Source organism: Eximiradius sp., assembly GCA_937127445.1.
Classification (GTDB): Bacteria; Bacteroidota; Ignavibacteria; order Kapaibacteriales; family UBA2268; genus JAKIZO01.
In genome coordinates, this window is the sequence record CAKZLY010000007.1 from 26,422 (window position 1) to 46,751 (window position 20,330).

Here is a 20,330-nt window from a genome sequence, read left to right on the forward strand (position 1 = left end):
GATATGAAAACGAGTAAATTAGTTACAATTGACCACCATATAGCAAACGAAAAGTCTTTACATCCCTATTCCACGGGAGAATTTTCAGCTTTGCTTCACGATATTGCTCTTGCTATTAGGATTATTTCGCGGGAAGTGCGTCGTGCTGGGCTTAATGAAATGTTTGGACTAACAGGAGAAGAAAATCCGAACGGTGATAAAGTAAGAAAACTGGATAAATTTGCAAATGAAATAATTAAGAACTTAATTCTGCAAAATGGAAATGTATGTTGCATAGCAAGCGAAGAAGAAAAAGATTTAGTCTATGCAATAAACGGCGAAAATGCAAAATATATTTTAGTATACGACCCGCTCGATGGCTCGACAAATATTGATGTGAATGTCACTATTGGCAGTATTTTCTCAATTTATCGCAGGCTCGATGACACTATTCCGGTAAATATTAATAATGATGTTTTGCAGTGTGGGATGAAACAAGTTGCCGCAGGATATGCTCTCTACGGTTCTTCTACTATTTTTGTATATACAACTGGAAATGGAGTAAATGTATTTACTTACGATCCAACTTTGGGTGAATTCTTTCTTACACAAAAGAACTTGAAAATTCCTTCATCAGGCAATATTTATAGTTGTAACGAAGGAAATTACTACAATTGGAAGCCTAATGTGCGAAAATTCGTTGATTACCTTAAAGGAGCAAATGGAAATGAGCGTTCATATATGTTGCGGTACATTGCAAGCGGAGTAGCAGATATACATCGAACTTTACTATATGGCGGAATTTATCTATATCCCGAAGACACATCGCATCCAACTGGGAAATTCAGGCTTGTTTATGAGGCAAATGCTCTTGCAATGATTGCCGAGCAAGCAGGTGGCAAAGCAACCGATGGCAAGCAAAGAATTTTAGAGATCAAACCTACTTCTATTCATCAAACAACACCACTAATTATTGGAAGCATAGACGAAGTTAACCTTTATGAAAAGTATTATCGTAATGAGATAAATTTGTAATCATTATTAAACATTTCAATTCCTAAAAGGCCTTATTCCTATCAATTTCAGGCTAAGATAGTTCAATTATTATCAATACCTGATAACATATTACTTCAATAAACTTTGATGAAGTAATTGTCTATTTCTTAACAAATTTCAAAAATTTAAATTATTTTAAAAAATTTTTAAAATAATTTACAATAATTATTATTTACATACGACTATAAAATAGAAATTATTATTAAATAAGAATAATTATAAATTAATGGATAAATTAAAAGAAAGATTAGCAAGCAGAGGATTAAAAACAACCGTTCAGAGACTCTATGTTTACGAAGTGCTACTTAACAGTCGCCAGCATCCAACTGCAGAAGAAGTTTATCGAAAAGTATCAAAAGTACTGCCGAGCGTTTCGTTAAGTACAATATATAACACACTTGAAACGTTTGTTGAGCATAAGCTCGTCAATAAGTTTCAAAGCGAATATGGAATATCTCGATATGACGCTTTTGTAGAAACACATCATCATATATATTCTGAGAATGGAGAAATACTAGCGGATTATTACGATGAAGAGCTTGTTCAACTACTTAACGACTATTTTTCGAAGAAAAAAATAAATGATTATGAAATAAAAGAAATACGCCTTCAAATTATTTGTTCAACCAAAGAAAAGGAAACAAACAATGAGTAACCTTAATCAAATTGGGCTCGACGCTCAAAAGTCAGCAGAATTAGCAGAAAAATTAAATGATCTGTTAGCTAATTATCACGTTTTTTATATGAATGTTCGTGGATTTCATTGGAACATTCGCGGCGAGAAGTTTTTTGAATTGCATTTAAAATTCGAGGAATTATACGACAACTTAATTTTGAAAATTGACGAAATAGCTGAACGCATTTTAACAATTGGAAGCACGCCATTGCATACATTTAGCGATTATTTGGCAAAATCGGAAATCAAAGAAGCAAAGAATTTATCTTCGGCGAAAGATACTGTTGCTTCGATACTTGATAGTTTTAGGATATTGCTTCTAAAACAACGCTATATCTTAGACCTTTCTGACGAAGTCGGTGATGAAGGAACAAATACACTAATGAGCGATTATATTCGCGAACAAGAAAAGTTAGTCTGGATGTATTCAGCATATTTAAATAATTAATTTATATCAACTATTTTTAATATTTAATGGAGGTTCAAATGTCAGATTACAAATTTCCATCAATTGGAGAGAAATTCCCCGAGATCGAAGTGCAAACAACTTTGGGAAAAATGAATTTACCAAAAGATCTGGAAGGCAAGTGGTTTATTCTTTTTAGCCATCCGGCAGATTTTACACCTGTGTGCACAACTGAATTTGTTGCATTCCAGAAAAGATACGAGGAATTTAAAAAATTAAATTGCGAGTTAGTAGGGCTCTCGATTGATCAAGTATTCTCTCATATTAAATGGGTAGAATGGATAAAAGACAATTTGCAAGTAGAAATTCAATTCCCGATCATTGCAGATGATGGGACAATTGCAAAAATGCTTGGCATGCTTCATCCGGGGAAAGGGAAGAATACAGTTCGTGCAGTATTTTTCGTAGATCCAACAGGAACAATTAGAGCAATATTGTATTATCCGCAAGAGCTGGGACGCAATTTTGATGAATTATTGAGAATGATAAAAGCATTCCAGGTATCTGACACAGAAAAAGTAGCAATACCTGCAAATTGGCCAAACAATGAATTAATTGGCAATAAAGTAATTATTCCACCTGCAACTGACTATAAAGCAGCGATGTATAAGAAAGACCGCTACGAAAACTACGATTGGTGGTTTTTGTATAGAGATATTGAGCAGAAATAATGTAAAATGATAAAGAGATGGCGGGTAGCAAACCCGCCATTTTTATTAGTTTTTGTGAATATCTCTATGCATAATACGGCGTGATTCTTTGAGTTTCTCGTCGTCGGGAAGAGACAACAAACGTTGGTTGAGGTCTTTGTCATTTTCATTTTGGAGTTGTGAAGCAACAAACGAAATAACCTGCGGTGGGAAAACATCGTCGCGTTCATAAAGTTCACGATGTTGGAGCAATTTTTCACTTGATTCGACGCAGCTTGTAGCAAGTTCAGAAAGTTCATTCTCGATGGAAGACTTATGGATATTAGTGCTGACGTAGCTATTTTTAGCAATATCGAGTGATTTTTCTTTGTTCGAAAGTCCCCATTCAGCAGCCATAGTAATCCCTGAAAGCAATAGATGAGCATTTGCACTTCCATCAGGACTGCGAATTTCAACTGTTTGGCGATAGAGACGCTTTTCAAGCGGTTCGACAGGGCAATCATTAACAACAGAAGCAAGATTTGAAAGGTTATTCCAGCCGAGTGGGACACGGATTAAAGCACTTCGGTTCATTTCGCTCCAACAAACACGAGTAGGTGCTTCCTGATGAGGGACTAACCTTAGATAAGATGCAGTAACCATATTACCGAAACCAGTTAGGCTTGGGGCGTAATTGCATAGTCCGCCTATTAGCATTTTAGCGTGGTCGGTAAGAACACCGTTTTCGTCGGTCATAATATTTTTGCCATCTTTCATAAGTTGAAGATGGAAGTGCATTCCATTTCCAGCGTGTCCGATTTCCAATTTTGGGACAAAAGTGGCAGTAAAATTATTTCTATATGCAACATTTCTAATAATCCAGCGCGATAGGACAATAATATCACCCGTATCTTCAATTGGTGTTGGCAAAAATTCAACTTCAACTTGTTCGGCACTTTTTCCATTCAGTTCAGGATAGTCACTTTCGATACGTTCAAGGTAACCCACTTCGAAGTGAGCATATTTTACATTGCCAGAAATTTGAGTGATATAGCGGACCATTTCGCTCAGCACGGAGGCACTTTTGACGAACGGCTCGGAAGCGTGATAGCCACGTTGCTTAGGCATCGGGAAAAGTTGATTGTTAGTATGTCCGATAAGGTAGAATTCTAATTCACCTAAGGCCCAAAGTTCTAAACCAGTTCGTTCTTTAAGCAAAGAATGAGCTTTATGGAGAATATTGTCGGGAGCAAATGCGGCACGTTCGCCATTCTTGTTCAAGAAGCGGCAAACAAAATCAATACTCTTATTATCAAAAGGATTAAGAAAAGCACTTTTATAAACCGGAAGAACATACATATCAGAAGAACCTGCATCAACAATACCTTTGAAAAGGGACGAGCCGTCTACACGTTCACCTTCGGTAAGTATCATCTCAGCCTGCCGTGTGCTACAAATTGGAATTCTAAGCTCTTTAATTTTTCCATCAATACCGGTATAATGGAATGTAATGCGTTCTAACTCTTTTTCTTTAATAATTCTAACTAAATCATCACGAGTAAAATCTTTTGGTTCCTTACCTAAAATAACAGAAATAGGATTACTTAAAGCAAAATTTTCAAGTTTAGTCATAAAGCACCATCAAAAAATTATAAAATATATAGTATCAGAAATTTAATATAATAAATGTTCATAAATTTTTCATATTTTTATTTTGAGAAAAAGTGAAACAAGCTGAAAAAGTAATATAAATGGAAGCAATAGTATATCATATAAATTATAAATTAGAGAATAAATATTGGTGGTTTGTTGCCAGAAATGAAATAGTAAAAACGCTAATATTACAAAAAACCGACATACCACAAGGAAGCTACGTGTTAGATATTGGCTGCGGGACTGGTGGTTTTTCAGAAAAAATATCGCATTTGTATAATCCAGTTTGCCTGGACACCTCGAATTTGGCTATTGAATATTGTCAGAAGCGTGGGTTGAAGTATATTTTTCAATCGACTGTGGAAGAATTTGATTTCGAGCAATTTCCAATAAAAGCAGCAATCATGCTGGACGTAATAGAGCATATTGAAAATGATCTTGAAATAGTGAAGCAAGTGTATGATAAATTACCAAATGGGGCGTGGTTTATTACAACTGTTCCAGCATATCAGTCGCTTTGGAGCCGACACGATGAAATTCACCAGCACTATCGCCGATATAACAGGTTCGATTTTAATAACTTACTTAGACAAGCAGGGTTCAATATTGTATATTCTTCTTACTTTAATACATTGCTTTTTGTTCCTGCAGTGCTGAAAAGATACGTGGATAAGCTCACTGGTGCGGAGAAAAAGAACAATGAACCAGTTGAAAATGTTCCACCATTAGTAAATAAACTATTTAAAGGCGTATTTTTATTAGAAAAATATTTGTTAGGGAAGATTATTTTCCCATTTGGGTTATCAATAATTACAATTGCAAGAAAGTATAAGTAATGTTCAAAAATGAGAAATATAATATGGAGAAAAAACAACAATTATTTGACAAAGTTCAAGAAAGCATTAGCTACTTAAAGCAAAGATTAGAAATAACCCCGAAAACAGGGATAATATTAGGCACAGGCTTGGGCGAATTAGCCACTAAAATTCAAATCAATAGAGTTTTTGATTATATAGATATACCCCACTTCCCTACTTCTACGGTGGAAAGCCATAAAGGAAAATTAATTTTTGGGAAGCTGGAGGGCAAAGAAGTCGTTGCAATGCAAGGACGTTTTCATTATTACGAAGGCTACTCGATGGAACAAATAACGTTTCCAGTTAGAGTAATGAAATATTTGGGTGTAGAAAGATTGATAATAACTAATGCTTGTGGTTCATTGAACCCTTATATTCCAATAACAAGTATTGTTGTAATTGATGACCACATTAATTTGATAGGCGATAATCCACTAATTGGTGAATACGACCCAAGATTTGGGGTTCGCTTTGTTGACATGAGCGAACCATACAGCAAACAAATGATTAAATTGGCAGAAGAATTAGCACTGGAATTAGGGATAAGACTACACAAAGGGGTATATGCTGCAATGAGCGGCCCAAGCCTGGAAACGCGTGCCGAATATCGCTTTTTACGGTTGATTGGGGCGGATTTGATTGGAATGAGCACCATTCCTGAATGCATTGTTGCCAATCAAATGGGAATAAAAGTGCTTGGATTTTCTATTGTAACAGATGAATGCTACCCTGATGCACTAAAACCTGTATCTTTGGATGAAATAATCAAAGCCGCACAAGTTGCCGAGCCTAAATTAACCAGGTTAGTAATTAAGATAATTAGTAAATTAGGTTAAATATTCTGGCAAAAGAATGATTGTTCCAGATGAAATATTGAATTTTACTTATAAGGATATGTATCACGGATTTGCTGAATGTCACGGGAATTTACTTATAGATGAGAACTCTCTCACGATAGAGTATTTTGTCAAGGATAGCATAATTGGAGTGTTAAAATCGAACATTAAGAGAGTAAAAATAAATTACTCTGAAATTATCAATACAGAGATAAAGAAAAAGTTTTATAAAAGATTCTTTTTAATTATTCGTATAAAATCACTTAGAAACTTAATTGATCTTCCATTTATTGATGAGAACGCTGAGTTGAGAATAAAGATAAACAAATCGTCATTGCTAACAGCAGAGGCAATATCATCTTACATTAATTACAGAATAGCCGAAAATAAACTTTCTAAAATAGATAATAATTATTAAATTAAAAGAATAAATACTGAATTTGGTGTATAAGAGATATGGAAAACAAGGGAAAATTATTAATAGTTGACGACGAAACAGCATTTTTAAAAATACTGAGTATAATGTTTTCCAAGTATTATGATGTAAGGATAGCAGAAAGTGGCGAAGAAGCTTTGGAAATATTGAAGAATGGCTTTAAAGCAGAGGTAATATTATCCGACCAAAGGATGCCCGGGATGAGTGGAGCAGAATTTTTAGAAAAGAGTATGAGCATGGTTCCGGACGCAACGCGGGTAATACTTACAGGATATACAACCCCCAAAGATATAATACCAGCTATAAACCAGGCACACGCCTATATGTATTTGATAAAGCCAGCTGATGAATTAGCATTGGTTCAATCGATAAAAATTGCATTTGATAACTACAACAAAAGCAAAAAAGTAAAAAAACAAGCAATCGAACTGAAGAAAACAATCGAACAGCTGAAAGAAAAGAATGAAGAGCTTCAGCGTTCTATTAGCGAAAATACAGAAATACTTAATCAAACAATACAAGCAATTTCAGGAATAGCAAGTTACGCCGAAAGATTTTACTTTACGAACCACACTAAATTTGTAGCAGTTACAGCAAAACTATTTGCAGAAGAATTGGGATTATCAAAAGAGAGAATAAATAACATTGTTTTAGCATCTTTACTTCATTCCAGCATATTGAACGGGATGCCAATTAATTTCATATTAACAGACCCTCACGATTTGGCTGACGATAAGAAAATGGAGTATTTGAAATATTTCAGAACTGCTCTTGACACAGTTGTAAAAGTAAAAAAAATAAAAAAATATGCAGATATTATCGCAAATATATGGGAACACCATGATGGAAGTGGTTTCCCTGCGATGCTTTCGGGACCGGCTGTATCTTATGAATCTCAGATAATTTCAATAGTAAACTTCTACCATAATAATGTTTATAGAATGCAACTACACGAATTATCTCATTTTTATGAAGTAGGATATGTACTGCAAGGACCGGAACGCACAAAAAAAAGACACGAAGAAGCAATAAAATCACTATATCGTCATGCAACGTGGTTCGATTATGATCTCTTTCACCATTTTCAAGATATAATAAGAAAAAAATCAATACCAACATTAGTTCCAGAACAAGGAGAACTGCGCATTGTAAATATTGATGATTCTATTGCTGATTTAATTCAACCAAAAAGGAACTCAAAAGAGGAAGCAAAAGAAGAAGTTGATGAACCAATCGAAGCAATTGAAACCTCGAGTGGACAAAAAATGCGAGAAAAAAGTGTTTTTGTCTCACAGCTCGAACCTGGAATGATGATGGGACAGACTTTATTTACTAAAAACAGTATGCTTGTAGTGAAAAATGAAACAATCCTTGATGAGGCTACGATAAAAAATATAAAACAACTCGAAAGCACAGAAATGATACCTTCGAAAGTAACAATCTTGGTTCCGCTATAATTTATGAGTAATATCATTGTAATGAAATTTGGCGGGAGCTCAGTAGCAAATGCTTCCGCAATGCTAAATGTATATCAAATAATTTCTTCACAAAAGTGTAAAAAATTGGTTGTTTTATCTGCTTGCAAAGGTGTAACCGACTTATTAATTGAAGCGGCCAACTTATCTTTGCAAAGTCTTGCGAAATCGATTGAAATTATTAATATCATTTCTGAACATCATAAGCAAATTATTGAAAACGCAATAAAAACTGAACTAAGATGGAACGCAATGGATGAGATTGGGAAGCTTATCAGACAAATCAGAGAGTATAGCGAAGGAATCTTTTTATTACAAGAGTTAACACCAAAGATGCTCGATTATTATGTGTCATTTGGAGAGAAATTATCAACTACAGTTTTTTATTATATATTGCTTGAAAATAAGATTAATGCTGCTTTAATTAACTCAGAAAATTATATAATAACAAATAGTAAATTCGGCGAAGCAGAACCTAATTACCCAATTATACAATCGAAAGTTCAAAAAGAGTTGAAACCACAATTTGATGCACACGATACGATAATAGCACAGGGGTTCATAGGCTCAGATTTAGAATGTAGAACAACTACATTAGGAAGGGGTGGTTCGGATTTTAGTGCATCGATTTATGGGCTAGCTCTTGATGCAAAGGAAATTCAAATATGGACAGATGTTTCCGGGATAAAATCGGCAGACCCGAGGCTTGTCGAGCAAGCAATTACACTAGATGAAATGACAATTGATGAAATTCGCGAGCTTTCATTTTATGGAGCAAAAGTTCTGCACCCCGACACTATAAAACCAGCTATCGAAGCAGGTATTCCTATCAAAGTATTAAACACTTTTTCACCACTGGAACAAGGAACAATAATCAAAGAAAACAACCAAGCCTCAGAACCCAAATTGCATTCGATAAGTGTATTGAGCGAAGTTACAAAACTGCATTTCCATCTTGATGCAAAACGAAACAATAATTTGCAAATAGTCGATATATTGAATTATTTAATCAGAAGGAATATAAAGATCTTATCTTCTTCGCAATCAGAAACCTCATTTGTATTGTTTGCAAAATTGGAAAATCAGCAAATTAATAATATAATAGCAACATATACAGATTTTCAAGTCGAAGCAATCAAAGGAGATTTGATTTGCTTAGTTGGGAATAATATTTTGCTTGACAAAGAATTATTAGCTAAACTAATAAAGAAAATAGAAAGCTATCAAATAGATTATATACAATTTGGGATAAATAAACAATTATCTCTCTTGTTTTCGAAAGAAAATACAAGAGAGATAATAGAGAGAATACACTCAGTTATAGGTAATTAGTTTTTAATTTCTTTTAAGTTTTCAAAGTATTTTCTTATAAGTTGCTCATAATCTTTTGTATAAGTGCGACGAGCATTATTTATCATTTCCTGGATGTATTGGTTCTGACGGATAAATTGCTCGAAATCGGCAGAATTAGGACTATCACGGAAGATGTCCTGAGCGGTGTGCCCTTGACGGCGTTCTTCGAAGTCCCTATCATAAATAGATTTAGTAGCATCGAGCAGACGCGAAAGAATTCTTTCTTGTTTGCGACGTGTTTCGGGAGAAACATTTCCGCTTTGAATATCGCGAGCAACTTCTTCCATTTCACGAGCGATTCTATTTAAATCACCTAAAGCTAATTTATTTCCATCGGGAGTATTTCTTTGTTCTTCTGCAAGTTCTTGAAGAGATTTTTGCGCTTTACCTTGGCGGTCAGCAAGACGTGCCATTTGAGCTCGTTGTTCCTGGGAAAGGCTTCCGGGGTTGTTTCCTTCGCCGAGTTGCTGCATTGCTTGATTAATTGCTTGCTGTTCGGCAGCTAATTGTTGTAAGCGTTGCTGGAAAGCCATCCCCTGACCACCACTTTTGCTTTGTCCCTGTCCCATACCGCCACCAGCGTCGCAAGAACTTTGCTTGTTTTGCATTTGGCTAAGCATAGATTGCATTTGTCCGATTGTAGAGTTCAGCGATTTCATAGCTTCAATTTGTGATTTCGCAGCCTGAGACATTTGACGATTAGCAAGATATTCGACAGTTGCCCGCATCTGTATCAGAGCATTTGTCATTTCATTGCCCATTTGTGGTGTAACTGCGAATGATTTTTCAGCAAGTTGAGCCATAGAATTGGCCACATTGGAAACACTTTCAAATAAATCAGCTTGCTCTTTGGCATATTCGGGAATTTTGGTAGAGTTAAAATCTGCTTTTTGAGTCTTATCTTTCAATTTTTCTTGTTTATTAGATGTTGTGAGCAAATCTTGAAGTGCTTTTTGCATTTTTCGTTGAGCTTCGCGACTAACTTTATCATTCATTTTATCTTTTAATTCATTCATTTTCTGGGAGAAATTTTTAATTTTTTGAGAGGCTGTTTGCTGTTTCGAAGCAGACTTTTTGAAATCACCTTTTTCTATTGAAGAAGATGCTTCCTGCATATCCTGCGAAGTTTCTTCATAATTGAGTTCATCAGCGGCTTCGTTAAGTTCGCTTAAAGGCATTTCGTTTTCGCCGATTTCTTTCATAAGATTACGGAGTTCGTCGAGTTCTTTATTGATAGATTTGAGCTCGTTGAGAAGTTCCTGTTGTTTGCGAGCAAGTTCTTTTCTTTTGTCCTCGTCGTTTGGATTAGTATTTTTCAGTTGATTTTCAAGTTGATTTTGTTGATTTTTAAGTTCCTCGGCACGTTTTGCAATAGCATCGGCTTTTTGTTCAGCTTGAACACGTTTAAGAATTTTCATAGTGCGTTCTATACTGCGTCGGAATTTTTCCTCATCAAATTGAATTGACTGCATAGCTTTTTGTAATTGCTCGGGAGTCATATTCTGGAGAGCATTTTCCATCTGGCGTTGCAAACGTTCGAGTTCGGGCGAGCGAACTTCTTGCATTAATTTTTGGAGTTCAAGATATTTTTGCAAAGTTTCGGGCGACAACAAATTATTTTGTTGGAGTTTATCAGTTGTTTGAAACAATTCTTGCGATAAATTTTCAACTTTCTTTTGTAATTCTGATTGTTTTTTCAGTATATCTTCGACTTTTTTCTTTTCTTCCCAGGTAAGTTCTTTTTTGTCTTTTTTCAGCAATTCACGGTTAATTGCTTCCATTTCTTTTTTTAAATTATCAGATTCCTTAGCAATTTTTTGTAGTTCTTTTTCGACTTTTTCGTGAACAAAATCGTTGCGTTTCATTAATTCTTCAGCAGAAGGGAGCCTTACGGTAATCGTTTGAGTACGTGCAGATTTGGGACCATTGACTATGTCGTTATCGAAAACTTCAACAAAGAATTCGTATTTATCTTCGGGAGTAATATTGACTTTTTTCAAGTCCCAGACATATGGCAAATCCTGAATTGTGGAGTTGCTTGCGGACAATGGAATTGAAATCTGCTTGTAATTTTTTTCGGGCGATGAATATTTTGATTCGATTAGTTTATAATGCAATTTGACAGAACTAAAGCCATAATCATCGCTAATTGCAATTCTTATAGGAAGAATAGCATTTTTATCGAGTTCCACATTCATAGTTGGAGATTGGAGAGAGATTGTTGGATATTCATCTTTTCCAGAGACCACAGAATAGCGAATAGGTTCGTGATTAGTTTGGCCATCGGTGTCGATAATTTTAATATGATAGAAACCGTTAAAATTGCAGATAAATCTCCCTGTTGCTATGTTATCTTTAACTGACATTGGAACGAAAGTTGTGTCGAAATAAGCGATTGTATCTCTATCGTTAAACCGATTTTTTTCAATTACTAACTGAGCAGATTTGATTTGTTTGTTGGAAAGCACAGAGATATTTACGGAAGAACCGTTAAGAGCAGAGATATCAGCATTTTGCTCATCGAAATCTTTTGGAGCGAGACCTGTATAAGCTGGATAGACAACCCTACCACTTAAAGAACGAATTTGGGGCAAATCAACAACTTTAATCGAGCCTAATTTTGTAATGATGTTGGTTGTCAGCCATTCAGCAGAAGCATAAAATTGAAGATTAGATTTAACAGCAGTAATAGAGTAAATATAGATGTCTCCCGTATCAAGACGAAGGATGTACTCATCATAATTCTTTTGTTTTTCTTCTTTAATAAGTAATTTAATAGTTTCAGGTGCTTTTCCGGTGGCTTTAAATACTATTTGAGCAGGTTTTCCACGGAGAATTATTTGCTGCTCATTGACTAATGTCAAACTAAATGGTGGAGGTGGCAGATAAGACTTATTCCAGTTAATAACACGTTCGAAAGCAAAACCAAATGAGGATTGAAAGATAAAGAATGACAATAAGAAAATCATCAAAGAAATAGTGAAGCTAATAATAGAATTTTTGAGTTTTTTTGTATCTAAAATTACGTTGTAATCTTTGTCTTTCGAATAGGAAGTAATTTGGTCGAAGGCTGCTTCGATGAGTTCGGCAGACATACCATTGGGCTTATTACGTTCCTGATAAATCTGAACTGCATTGCTTAATCTATCTTTAACATCTGGGTATTGATCGCCAACCCTAAGCGCTATTAGGTGCAGTGGAGGACGACTTTTTGGTAACAGAAACCGGGCTAAGCCATCTTTCAAAAAGAAGGACAATAGCATTATTGATGAAAAGACTATAAAACCAAACAAAATGCCACGGAAGAAAACATCTCCCTGGGCAAAAAATTCAATTAAGGTAACCCCAAAAAGAACCGAAATGATAAAAGTGAGGGCATTGAAAAGCCCTGAAAATAGGATGATGAAGCTTTCTTTTCTGCGAGTAATGCGAAGTTTCTGAATTATCGCTTTATATGTATCTTTTTTCATATCAATTAATTAGTTAGTGCATAAACAATAATATTAGTACCAATTTTCAAGGCAGCCTCCCTTTTTTCAGGCGGGTTGTTATGAACTTCTGGGTCAGCCCAGCCGTCTCCTGGATTGGATTCATAAGTATAGAAAACACACATCCGTCCATTATGGAACATACCAAATCCTTGCGAAGCTTTATTATCGTGTTCGTGAATTTTGGGAAGACCGTTTGGAAAAACAAAATGACAGTTATATATTTTATGATTAAAAGGCAGTTCGACAAAATCTTTATCGGGAAACACTTTTTTCATTTCTCTGCGAATATGTTCGTCTAAACCGTAATCATCATCAATATAGAGAAAACCACCATTTTCTAAATATGACCGTAAATTTTTTACTTCTCGCTCTGTAAAATTAACGTTACCGTGACCAGTGATAAACATCACAGGATAAAGAAACAAATTGTCATTAGCTAAGTCAACGTAAAAGAAAGTAGGTTCAACGTTTATGTTAGTATTTTCACGAATAAATTTAAGCAAATTTATCTCTGCGGATTGGTCGTTGTACCAGTCTCCCCCACCGGAATATTTGACACGTGCAATTTTGAATGCACTTTTTTCCTGTGAAAGCACGAATAAATTGGTTGATAATACTAATATTATCGATAAAAGAATAAGTTTTATATTTACATTAAACATATTGTATAATATCTTACTAATATACTTCAATAAAATAAAGACGTTTCAATAGTAGAAATGTTACAAAGTTAATAAATAATTGTGATGAATTCATAAAATATAAGTTTTATTCATTGAATATTAGCAATGATTGCTTAATAAATCTATTTTTGTATGATTTTAGTTTAATATTAAGGGGACAAAAAATGAAAAATGCTTTATTCGCAATAATTATTTTATTTGCAACAATTTTAATTGCGAAATCTGAAACATTGATAAAAGGCAAAGTTGTAAATTTCGACACAAAGCAACCTATAGAAAATGTAACTATCGAAACAAGCGATGGATTAATAAAAACATCGACAGACAGTCAGGGCGATTATCAAATTAATATACCCAAAAGCGGAGAATACCGAATTGTTTTCACTTCTCCAACAGGCAGCCAACTCACAAAAAAAGTAAAAGTAGGGAATGAAAACGAGATACTTCTCAACATCGAGATATTATCGAAAAATTACAATTTAGGTGAAGTTGTGGTATATGGCGCATCTCGAAGAGCCGAAAAGATAATGTATTCGCCATCTGCAGTATCTGTGGTTTTCAGCGAGGAATTGGAAAGGAAATCCCGCCAGGGACAAGTAGCTTATTCAGTTGCAGGAAATGCCGGGATAGATGTTTTGCGAAATGGAGCAAATGATTTTATTGTAAATGCACGTGGTTTCAATTCTGGATTAAATCGTAGAGTTTTAGTGTTGCAAGATGGGCGCGATGTCGCGATGCCACTGCTAGGTGCATTGGAATGGAACTCTTTTTCTGTTCCGATGGAAGAATTCGAAAGCGTTGAATTTGTAAGAGGGCCATCGGCAGCACTATATGGAGCGAATGCTTATAATGGAGTATTGCTTTTGAAAAGTCAGTCACCTCGTTACAATCAAGGTGGCAAAATTTCTATTTTGGGCGGAGACTACAACACGTATAAATTTGACTTGCGTTACGCGGGAGGCTTCGATAATCTATTTTTCAAAGTAAACGCGGGGCGTTCGCATACGTTGAATTTTGCGAACCGACGCGATTCCGTGAGATTTTTAGAATATTCTGGACTGCCGTTAGAGAAGCGAGCTCTTCGTCCTGAGGATAGAAACACTTATTCGAATTATGGGGCTTTGCGTTTGGATTATTATTTTGACGATACTAAATCAATCACGGGTGAATTTGGCTACTCTCACAATGGTAATGAAGCATTTGTATTTGGACTTGGAAGAACGTTTGTTAAAGAAACAGAACGTCCATATTTTCGGTTGGTATATAACTCGGAACGAATAAATATTCATTCTCATTATATGAGTAGATTTACACCCGACACGATGTGGTTGCTTGTGCCAAATGCACCGCTATTAGATAATTCGAAAGATGTAATGTTTGATGTGCAGCACAATTTTTATTTGAGAAACAATTTACATTTTATTTGGGGTGTAACCGAACAACTTCAATACATTAGAACATACGGGACAAGCATACCTAATAATGTAGATGCCGATTTCACAGGTGTGTATTCACAGATTGAATGGCAGGCACAAGAAAATTTGAAATTTGTGGGTTCAGCAAGATACGATTATGCAAGTATTCATCCATCATATTTTTCACCAAGATTTTCAGTTGTATATTCGCCAATAGCAGGCAACCAATTTAGAGTGTCGATAAATAAAGGTTTCCAAAGACCTAATTATTCTGAATTATATCGCTTAACACCTGATGCACCAGCATTTTCAACTAAAACAAATGCACCTGTCAACTTCAAAAATATTGAGAAGATAATTGCAGATAGTATAGCAATATTGAGTGGGTCGCGTCCAGAAATAAACTTAAATTTAAGTCCAACACGTGCGTTTGCAGTTGGGAACGACAAACTCGAAGTAGAGAAAATCACTTCGTTTGAATTTGGATATAAAAATACAATTTCGGATAATTTCTATGTCTCAGTAGATTTATTTTATAATAGACTTACAGATTTTATTACAAATTTTCTGCCTGGGGTCAATCCAAATATTCAAAAATGGGTACCTCAATTACCAGATAGTTTAAGTCAGTATGCTGAATTAGTAAAAAATATTATATATTCTGAGCTTTCTGCAAGAGATAGAGCAAGATTATCAATATTCAATGGTCAGCCTACGTTTATTGTATCCAACACAAATATAGGCAAAGTTGATGAATATGGTGTAGAAATAACTGCATTTTACAAAATAACCAATAATTTAAGTGCAAAGATTGATTACAGTTACTTTGGGTATGACGTAGTTGAAAATAAATCAGCCCAGCCTTTGCTACCGAATACAGCACCACATAAAGCAAATCTATCTTTAAATTACATCCAACCGAATTCATATGATGTAACATTGGATGTATATTATTCTCACAAATTCGATTGGCTTGCAGGGACGTTTCAGGGTAAAGTGCCAAGCTACACAATTTTGAATTTGAATGCTGGATATGAATTAACAAACAATTTAAGTCTTGGTATAAACGTTTATAATTTGTTAAACAAAAAGCATTATCAAATATTTGGCGGAACTTTCATACCGCGAATAGCAACAGCAAAGATTAATTATAAGTTTTGATGAAAAAAAAAGTAGTTTATATTTGCAGAGAGTGTAGTTATAAATCGCCGCGATGGCTTGGCAAATGCCCTAATTGCAATGCTTGGAATTCATTCGATGAAACAATAGACGATGCCGGTGTCCGCAAAGGTAGCACCGGCAAGTCTATTAATTTGGCGTCTGTTGTGAAATTAAGTGAAATTTCAACAGATAAGCAATATCGCATACACACAACTATTAAAGAACTTGATAGAGTGCTGGGTGGAGGAATAGTTCCGGGCTCAATTGTGCTTGTAGGTGGCGACCCCGGAATAGGCAAAAGCACACTTATGTTGCAAATGTGTTTTGGCATAGCAGGACAAAATCCGCTTTATATAACAGGAGAAGAATCATTGCAACAAATTAAATATAGAGCTCTGCGAATTAAAGATATTTATGAAGAATTAGCTATTCTTGCAGAAACGAATTTAGAAACAATTGTTAATGCGATTAAATTATCTGATACGAATGTTATCGTTATTGATTCGATTCAGTCTATATTTTCAGAATTGATAGATGCGACGCCAGGTTCGATTACTCAGGTAAGGGAATGTGCAGCTCATTTGCAACAAGTTGCCAAAAAATACAACAAAGCGATTTTATTAATTGGACACGTAAATAAAGATGGTGCCATTGCAGGGCCGAAAATATTGGAACATCTTGTAGATACAGTAATTCAGTTCGAGGGTGAAAAAACATATTCGTACAGGATTTTGCGAGCATTAAAAAATCGCTATGGTTCTACAAATGAAATTGGCATTTTTGAGATGAGCGAAAATGGGCTAATAGAGGTAAGCAATCCGTCGGAAGTATTTCTTACAGGACGAAATGACCTCGCATCTGGGATAACAATTGCCTCGATAATGGAAGGGAGTCGTCCTATTTTGCTTGAAGTGCAGTCGCTTGTAACACCTACAAGCTACGGTATGCCACAGCGTGTATTAAATGGGTTTGATAATCGCCGATTGCAAATGATACTTGCAGTACTGGAAAAAAGATTAGGTATTCCATTCAGCCATAATGATGTGTTTGTCAATATTGCGGGTGGAGTATATTTAAATGATGCGTCAGCTGATTTAGCTGTGGCAATTGCACTGGTAAGTTCGTTCAAAGACATTGCAATAGATACAAAAACAGTGTTTATTGGTGAAATTGGTCTGACAGGAGAGGTTCGTTCAGTTACTTCGATTGAACAAAGAATAGCCGAAGCTGATAAGCTTGGTTTTGAAAGAGTATTTTTTCCTATGGGAAGCACAAGCAAAATTTTGAGGAAATTTTCTGTTAAGTTAGAGCCAATAGAAAGAATTTCTGCATTGTTTCATCATCTTTTCTAAAAACAAAATCATATTTTTCTACTTTGTTCGTTTATCTTTTTTTAAATTTAGTTGAATAGTATGGATAAGATAAACGAACTGAGAGCAAAAATCGATGAATTTGATAGGCAATTAATAAGTATTTTTGCCGAAAGACTGAAAACGGCAAAAGAAATATTGAGTTTAAAGGTAAATAACCAGCTTAACGCTGATGATTTCAAAAGAGAGAACGATATTATTGACAGGTTACACAAGGAATTTGGAGATAAAATTTCTAAATATACAATCGAGAGATTATACAAAACAATTTTTTCTATCTCCAAAGAAAGCTTCAAAAACGAACACCAAAATTTAACAGCAATAGAACTGCTAAAATTAAGACCTATTATTATTGCAGGACCTTGCGTAGTAGAATCGCGGGAGCAAATATTTACAATTGCTGAGGAATTGTCAGGAATTGGTGTAAAATTACTGCGTGGTGGAGCGTTCAAACCGCGAACACGCCCAAATAGTTTTCAGGGACTTGGTGACGAAGGACTGGATTATTTGCTTGATGCTGCTTGTAAATACCAGATGTATACTGTAACCGAAATTTTAGATAGTGAGCAGCTGGAAAGGAATTATGAGAAAATTGATATTATTCAAATTGGTAGCAGAAGTATGTCAAGTTATGGTTTTTTAAAGCAAGTAGGGAAGTTATCCTCGCAGGATGGGAAACCTGTAATATTAAAGAGAGGATTTGCTGCTACAATTGAAGAATTCGTCAATGCCGCTGAATATATAAGGCAGGAAGGCAATCCAAATGTAATATTATGCTTGCGTGGTATAAGGACGTTCGAACAAATTGACTCAAAACTGAGGTTCACACCTGATATTGGAACAATTATGGATTTGAAAGAGCGAACAGATATGCCGGTAATTTTCGATCCATCTCATTCGACGGGTGTTTCAAGATACGTTATTCCAATTGCAAGGGCTGCACTTGCTGCTGGTGCTGATGGGCTTATGGTGGAAACACACTATAATCCAGAAGAAGCCTTGATTGATGGTTTTCAAGCAATATTTCCCAAAGATTTAAAGGTGATAATTGATGAAACGCTTAATTGAGATATATTTTAAAAGTCAGAAATCTACTATTTTTTTCGAGCCATTCGACGATGTTGCTCAAATTTATCCAAATACAAATGTAGTGCTGCTAACAGATGAAAAAGTATATTCCCTTTATAGAAATAAATTTGAGCAGTGCAATACAGTTGTTGTTCCCGAAGGTGAAAAATGCAAAAATCTTGAAATTGTTGTTAATGTCATTAATCAATTATTAAAATACAAAGCAGATAGAGATACAGCATTAATTGGAGTTGGCGGAGGTTCCGTTTGTGATTTAGCAGGGTTTGTTGCAAGTGTATATATGAGGGGATTGCGCCACTCGTTTGTGCCAACGACGTTGTTATCGATGGTTGACGCAAGCATAGGTGGTAAAACTGCCATAAATTTTAATAAAATTAAGAATTTAGTTGGGACATTCAAGCATCCAGAATTTGTCGTTATCGACATATCTTTTTTGGATACATTAAGCGACCGAGATTATCTTTCGGGTATTGGAGAACTAATAAAAATTGCAATAATTACTGATGAAAAATTTTTTGATGTGTTGGAAAATACTGATTTAACAGATAGGAAAAATATAAATTATAATATTATGTTCGAATCATTACGGAAAAAATCTGAAATAGTAATTCGCGACGAAGAAGATAGAGGAATAAGGCATCTTCTGAACTTTGGTCATACATTCGGACACGTAATAGAACGTCAATATCAATTACCCCACGGACAGTCCGTGATTTTGGGTATGCTAATAGCAATGAAAATATCTATAGAAATGAATGAACTAAATGAAGACGTTTATAACAGAATTTATAAAACACTTGGTAAATATCTATATTACAAGCCAAAGTTAGAAATTTGTAAATTATCTCACGAAATTAGTTTAGATAAAAAAAGAAGAAAAAACACAATAGATTATATTCTGCTCAAAGAAATAGGTTTCCCCAAAATTGTTAATATGAAATTGGAAGATATTCATCAGATATGCAATAAAATAACATTGGAATTGACATAGTCAACTCCAACGTTATTATTAGGGAAAATAATAAAAAAGTTATATTTCTAACCTACTATCAAGAACTTTTACAATGCGTTCATACACTTCTTTGAAATCGCCTACACCATTGATTTTAAATGCTAGTCCCATAGAGGAATAATACTTTATCAGTGGTTTAGTCTGAGATTCGTAAACCATAAGTCTTCTGCGAATTGTTTCCTCTTTATCATCTTCTCGCTGGTATAATTCAACGTTTTCTTCCGGAAGAGGTGGATTAAACAAAAGGTGGTAAATTTTACCTGTTTTTTTGTCAACACGGCGAAGACTAATTCTCTGAATAATTTCCTCGTGTGGCACTTCAAGAACAAGAACGCAATTAAGTTTGAGCCCCATTTTAGACATCATCCCGTCAAGCGCTTCGGCTTGTGGAATAGTTCTTGGAAAACCATCAAGCAAAAAGCCTTTGATATAGTCAGTTTTTTTGAGCTCACTTGCAATAATATCTATCATAATTTTATCTGGAACAAGTTCACCTTTGTTCATATATTCAGCAGCAATTTTGCCAAGATCAGTTTGGTCTTTAACATTTTTCCGCAAAATATCACCCGTGGAAATTTGCTTAATTCCGTAGTCTTTGCAAATATTCTGCGATTGCGTTCCTTTTCCAGAACCAGGAGGCCCTAAAAAAATTAATCTCATAAAATGTTCCTATTTTGAAGATATAAACAATGA

The 20,330-nt window shown here is 35.0% G+C and carries 17 protein-coding genes; 13 read left to right on the top strand and 4 right to left on the bottom strand.

Going from position 1 to position 20,330, the window contains the following annotated elements:
• Nucleotides 1-3 precede the first annotated feature (3 nt).
• The 4 genes from fbp (at nucleotide 4) to AC6QZF_RS01635 (ending at nucleotide 2,848) form a co-directional block, all read left to right on the top strand.
• Nucleotides 4-1,014: a class 1 fructose-bisphosphatase gene (fbp, locus tag AC6QZF_RS01620; protein ID WP_499798138.1), complete on the top strand. Its 1,011-nt coding sequence runs from the start codon at nucleotides 4-6 to the stop codon at nucleotides 1,012-1,014.
• A gap of 247 nt (nucleotides 1,015-1,261) precedes the next feature.
• Complete coding sequence (locus AC6QZF_RS01625; RefSeq protein WP_499798139.1) at nucleotides 1,262-1,690, top strand: Fur family transcriptional regulator; 429 nt, start codon at nucleotides 1,262-1,264, stop codon at nucleotides 1,688-1,690.
• Nucleotides 1,683-2,159 carry a Dps family protein gene (locus tag AC6QZF_RS01630; RefSeq protein WP_499798140.1) on the top strand — a complete coding sequence of 159 codons (477 nt, stop codon included), beginning with the start codon at nucleotides 1,683-1,685 and terminating at the stop codon, nucleotides 2,157-2,159. The genes AC6QZF_RS01625 and AC6QZF_RS01630 overlap by 8 nt, the downstream gene beginning before the upstream one ends.
• A 38-nt stretch (nucleotides 2,160-2,197) precedes the next feature.
• On the top strand, nucleotides 2,198-2,848 hold the full coding sequence (locus tag AC6QZF_RS01635) for a peroxiredoxin (RefSeq protein ID WP_499798141.1): 651 nt from the start codon (nucleotides 2,198-2,200) through the stop codon (nucleotides 2,846-2,848).
• 45 nt (nucleotides 2,849-2,893) lie between these two features.
• Here AC6QZF_RS01635 and AC6QZF_RS01640 read toward each other — a convergent pair whose 3' ends face one another.
• On the bottom strand, nucleotides 2,894-4,438 hold the full coding sequence (locus AC6QZF_RS01640) for a glutamine synthetase beta-grasp domain-containing protein (protein WP_499798142.1): 1,545 nt from the start codon (nucleotides 4,436-4,438) through the stop codon (nucleotides 2,894-2,896).
• Between the two features lie 119 nt (nucleotides 4,439-4,557).
• Here AC6QZF_RS01640 and AC6QZF_RS01645 point away from each other — a divergent pair, with 119 nt between their 5' ends.
• The 5 genes from AC6QZF_RS01645 to AC6QZF_RS01665 are packed head-to-tail and all read left to right on the top strand — an operon-like array spanning nucleotide 4,558 to nucleotide 9,395.
• Entirely contained in the window at nucleotides 4,558-5,295 is a 738-nt protein-coding gene (locus tag AC6QZF_RS01645) for a class I SAM-dependent methyltransferase (protein WP_499798143.1), read from the top strand.
• 23 nt (nucleotides 5,296-5,318) lie between these two features.
• Nucleotides 5,319-6,152 (top strand): purine-nucleoside phosphorylase, encoded by an 834-nt coding sequence (locus tag AC6QZF_RS01650; RefSeq protein WP_499798144.1) that lies wholly within the window; start codon nucleotides 5,319-5,321, stop codon nucleotides 6,150-6,152.
• A 16-nt stretch (nucleotides 6,153-6,168) separates the two neighbouring features.
• Nucleotides 6,169-6,570 carry a hypothetical protein gene (locus tag AC6QZF_RS01655; RefSeq protein WP_499798145.1) on the top strand — a complete coding sequence of 134 codons (402 nt, stop codon included), beginning with the start codon at nucleotides 6,169-6,171 and terminating at the stop codon, nucleotides 6,568-6,570.
• Nucleotides 6,571-6,608: 38 nt separating this feature from the next.
• Entirely contained in the window at nucleotides 6,609-8,045 is a 1,437-nt protein-coding gene (locus AC6QZF_RS01660) for a response regulator (RefSeq protein ID WP_499798146.1), read from the top strand.
• Between the two features lie 3 nt (nucleotides 8,046-8,048).
• The gene (locus tag AC6QZF_RS01665) at nucleotides 8,049-9,395 is read left to right on the top strand and encodes an aspartate kinase (protein ID WP_499798147.1); all 1,347 of its coding nucleotides are present in this window, start codon (nucleotides 8,049-8,051) and stop codon (nucleotides 9,393-9,395) included.
• Here the strand turns inward: AC6QZF_RS01665 and AC6QZF_RS01670 are convergent.
• Both AC6QZF_RS01670 and AC6QZF_RS01675 read right to left on the bottom strand, forming a co-directional pair.
• The gene (locus tag AC6QZF_RS01670; protein WP_499798148.1) at nucleotides 9,392-12,886 is read right to left on the bottom strand and encodes a hypothetical protein; all 3,495 of its coding nucleotides are present in this window, start codon (nucleotides 12,884-12,886) and stop codon (nucleotides 9,392-9,394) included. The two genes, AC6QZF_RS01665 and AC6QZF_RS01670, sit on opposite strands and share 4 nt — an antisense overlap.
• Before the next feature lie 5 nt (nucleotides 12,887-12,891).
• Entirely contained in the window at nucleotides 12,892-13,569 is a 678-nt protein-coding gene (locus tag AC6QZF_RS01675; RefSeq protein WP_499798149.1) for a DUF4159 domain-containing protein, read from the bottom strand.
• A 185-nt stretch (nucleotides 13,570-13,754) separates the two neighbouring features.
• On the opposite strand from AC6QZF_RS01675, the gene AC6QZF_RS01680 reads away from it, so the two are divergent.
• Genes AC6QZF_RS01680 through aroB form a run of 4 tightly spaced genes read left to right on the top strand, consistent with a single transcriptional unit; the run spans nucleotide 13,755 to nucleotide 19,616 of the window.
• Entirely contained in the window at nucleotides 13,755-16,166 is a 2,412-nt protein-coding gene (locus tag AC6QZF_RS01680; RefSeq protein WP_499798150.1) for a TonB-dependent receptor, read from the top strand.
• Complete coding sequence (gene radA / locus AC6QZF_RS01685; RefSeq protein ID WP_499798151.1) at nucleotides 16,166-17,518, top strand: DNA repair protein RadA; 1,353 nt, start codon at nucleotides 16,166-16,168, stop codon at nucleotides 17,516-17,518. Before AC6QZF_RS01680 ends, radA begins: the two co-directional genes overlap by 1 nt.
• Nucleotides 17,519-17,578: 60 nt before the next feature.
• Entirely contained in the window at nucleotides 17,579-18,604 is a 1,026-nt protein-coding gene (locus AC6QZF_RS01690) for a bifunctional 3-deoxy-7-phosphoheptulonate synthase/chorismate mutase (RefSeq protein WP_499798152.1), read from the top strand.
• The gene (gene aroB, locus AC6QZF_RS01695; RefSeq protein WP_499798153.1) at nucleotides 18,588-19,616 is read left to right on the top strand and encodes a 3-dehydroquinate synthase; all 1,029 of its coding nucleotides are present in this window, start codon (nucleotides 18,588-18,590) and stop codon (nucleotides 19,614-19,616) included. Before AC6QZF_RS01690 ends, aroB begins: the two co-directional genes overlap by 17 nt.
• Nucleotides 19,617-19,655: 39 nt before the next feature.
• On the opposite strand, the gene AC6QZF_RS01700 is transcribed toward aroB, so the two are convergent.
• Nucleotides 19,656-20,297, bottom strand: a complete 642-nt coding sequence (locus tag AC6QZF_RS01700; RefSeq protein ID WP_499798154.1) for an adenylate kinase — start codon at nucleotides 20,295-20,297, stop codon at nucleotides 19,656-19,658.
• Nucleotides 20,298-20,330 lie beyond the last annotated feature (33 nt).

What these genes read in the sequence shown, in the direction of transcription:
- fbp (WP_499798138.1), top strand. Translation starts at nt 4, where the DNA reads ATGAAAACGAGTAAATTAGTTACAATTGACCACCATATAGCAAACGAA.
- AC6QZF_RS01625 (WP_499798139.1), top strand. Translation starts at nt 1,262, where the DNA reads ATGGATAAATTAAAAGAAAGATTAGCAAGCAGAGGATTAAAAACAACC.
- AC6QZF_RS01630 (WP_499798140.1), top strand. Translation starts at nt 1,683, where the DNA reads ATGAGTAACCTTAATCAAATTGGGCTCGACGCTCAAAAGTCAGCAGAA.
- AC6QZF_RS01635 (WP_499798141.1), top strand. Translation starts at nt 2,198, where the DNA reads ATGTCAGATTACAAATTTCCATCAATTGGAGAGAAATTCCCCGAGATC.
- AC6QZF_RS01640 (WP_499798142.1), bottom strand. Translation starts at nt 4,438, where the DNA reads ATGACTAAACTTGAAAATTTTGCTTTAAGTAATCCTATTTCTGTTATT.
- AC6QZF_RS01645 (WP_499798143.1), top strand. Translation starts at nt 4,558, where the DNA reads ATGGAAGCAATAGTATATCATATAAATTATAAATTAGAGAATAAATAT.
- AC6QZF_RS01650 (WP_499798144.1), top strand. Translation starts at nt 5,319, where the DNA reads ATGGAGAAAAAACAACAATTATTTGACAAAGTTCAAGAAAGCATTAGC.
- AC6QZF_RS01655 (WP_499798145.1), top strand. Translation starts at nt 6,169, where the DNA reads ATGATTGTTCCAGATGAAATATTGAATTTTACTTATAAGGATATGTAT.
- AC6QZF_RS01660 (WP_499798146.1), top strand. Translation starts at nt 6,609, where the DNA reads ATGGAAAACAAGGGAAAATTATTAATAGTTGACGACGAAACAGCATTT.
- AC6QZF_RS01665 (WP_499798147.1), top strand. Translation starts at nt 8,049, where the DNA reads ATGAGTAATATCATTGTAATGAAATTTGGCGGGAGCTCAGTAGCAAAT.
- AC6QZF_RS01670 (WP_499798148.1), bottom strand. Translation starts at nt 12,886, where the DNA reads ATGAAAAAAGATACATATAAAGCGATAATTCAGAAACTTCGCATTACT.
- AC6QZF_RS01675 (WP_499798149.1), bottom strand. Translation starts at nt 13,569, where the DNA reads ATGTTTAATGTAAATATAAAACTTATTCTTTTATCGATAATATTAGTA.
- AC6QZF_RS01680 (WP_499798150.1), top strand. Translation starts at nt 13,755, where the DNA reads ATGAAAAATGCTTTATTCGCAATAATTATTTTATTTGCAACAATTTTA.
- radA (WP_499798151.1), top strand. Translation starts at nt 16,166, where the DNA reads ATGAAAAAAAAAGTAGTTTATATTTGCAGAGAGTGTAGTTATAAATCG.
- AC6QZF_RS01690 (WP_499798152.1), top strand. Translation starts at nt 17,579, where the DNA reads ATGGATAAGATAAACGAACTGAGAGCAAAAATCGATGAATTTGATAGG.
- aroB (WP_499798153.1), top strand. Translation starts at nt 18,588, where the DNA reads ATGAAACGCTTAATTGAGATATATTTTAAAAGTCAGAAATCTACTATT.
- AC6QZF_RS01700 (WP_499798154.1), bottom strand. Translation starts at nt 20,297, where the DNA reads ATGAGATTAATTTTTTTAGGGCCTCCTGGTTCTGGAAAAGGAACGCAA.